Source organism: Thauera butanivorans NBRC 103042 (assembly GCF_001591165.1).
GTDB lineage: Bacteria > Pseudomonadota > Gammaproteobacteria > Burkholderiales > Rhodocyclaceae > Thauera > Thauera butanivorans.
This window is the reverse complement of sequence record NZ_BCUG01000126.1, coordinates 1-1,461: the sequence shown is the minus strand read 5'-3', so window position 1 is coordinate 1,461 and position 1,461 is coordinate 1. Positions and strand designations below refer to the sequence as shown.

Sequence of the window (1,461 nt, the reverse complement as noted above, 5' to 3'; positions counted from 1 at the left end):
CCCCAAGGGACTTCCCGTCAACTGTTTTCTGCAGACAGCAGCCGTTGATCATGCACGCATCTTCTTCTCCTGCTGATCACGCTCGGGCGTGACCGCTTCTCGACTGGCGGCATTGCAATGGACAAGGACAGAACAGACTGCCTTTCCCCAATCGGCCTTGTTCGGCACTGTGGTGCCGGGGCCATGCGACTAACCGCTCCGGCTGGCCTCAATCGTTCATCGGCGCGACCGGGGCGCGGGGATCAGCCGCGACACCCTGTTTGGTCGGCCATCTTGTTAGCCAGGTTCTCAGCCGGTCGGTCTGACCTGTTTTGCCTATCGCTTGCGCGCAGTCATTGCTTCATCGTTGCCTTTGTTGCCCTGGACTCAGGCCGCCGGTTGCTCGGCCGTCTGCCCCCACTGGCGCCAGGCTTCAGGGCTGTACGCCTCGCCCTTGGCCAGCACCGCCCACAGTTGGCGGGCCTGTTTGTTGGCGATGGCCACCAGCGTCTTGTGGTAACCCACCCGGGCGTTCAGGCCCACGATCCATTGCTGCAGCCGGGTGAGCGTGTCCGGTGCGCTGCGCGCCTTGCGCAAGGTGGCCGCGAACACGCTGCGCGCCCCTTGCACGAGCAAGCTTCGCAGGTAGCTGTCGCCGCGCCGGGTGATGCGTCCGAGCTTCGGCTTCCCACCGCTGGAGTACTGGCTCGGTGTGAGTCCCAGCCAGGCGGCGAACTGGCGACCATTGCTGAACATTCTCGCATCGCCCACGCTGGCCGTGATCGCGTCGGCGGTGAGTTGCCCCACGCCGGGCAGTTCGCGCACCCGCCGGGCGGCGGCATCCTTAGCCTGCTGCGCGGCGATCTGCCGGTCGCACTCGCCGATGCGGGCATCGAGCGCATCGAGTTGGTCGCGCACGCTCTGGATCAGGTGGCGCACGATCATGGGCTGGGCGGTGTCGAACTCGTGTTCGGCCAGCCAGCGCCGCAGCCGCGTGGCACCGGGCTCGACCACCATGCCGAACTCGGCGAGCACACCGCGGATGCGGTTCAACAGCGCCGTTCTCTCCTCGATCCAGCCCAGACGCAGGCTGTGCCAGGCCAGCCGCTGTTGCTGGGCTTCGGTCTTGACCGCGATGAAACGCATGCCCGGCGCGTGCAGCGCGGCCAGGATCGCCGCCGCATCGGCCCGGTCGTTCTTGACCGCCTGGCGCTTGCGGTAGGCGCGCACGAAATCGGCCGCCATCAGCCGCGGCGCCAGGCCCAGCGCCGCCATCGTGCGGCCCCAGCAGTGCGCGCCGCTGCACGCTTCCATGCCGATCACCGTGCCGCGCGGCAGCGACGACAGCCACGCCAGAAAGCCGCAACGATTGAACTCGCGCGTCTCGATCACGCGCCCCATGCCGTCGCCCACGCAGGCCACGAACACGTTCTTTGCCAGATCCACCCCGATCGTCGTAGCATTCATTTGGACTTCCCCTTT

The 1,461-nt window shown here is 66.9% G+C and carries 1 protein-coding gene; it reads right to left on the bottom strand.

Features of this window, described 5'->3' with window-relative positions:
* Positions 1–366: 366 nt before the first annotated feature.
* On the bottom strand, positions 367–1,446 hold the full coding sequence (locus TBU01S_RS22620) for an IS110 family RNA-guided transposase (protein ID WP_068639729.1): 1,080 nt from the start codon (positions 1,444–1,446) through the stop codon (positions 367–369).
* Positions 1,447–1,461 lie beyond the last annotated feature (15 nt).

Bases quoted from the DNA above. Each gene is read 5' to 3' on its own strand.
- TBU01S_RS22620 (WP_068639729.1), bottom strand. From the start codon at position 1,446: ATGAATGCTACGACGATCGGGGTGGATCTGGCAAAGAACGTGTTCGTG.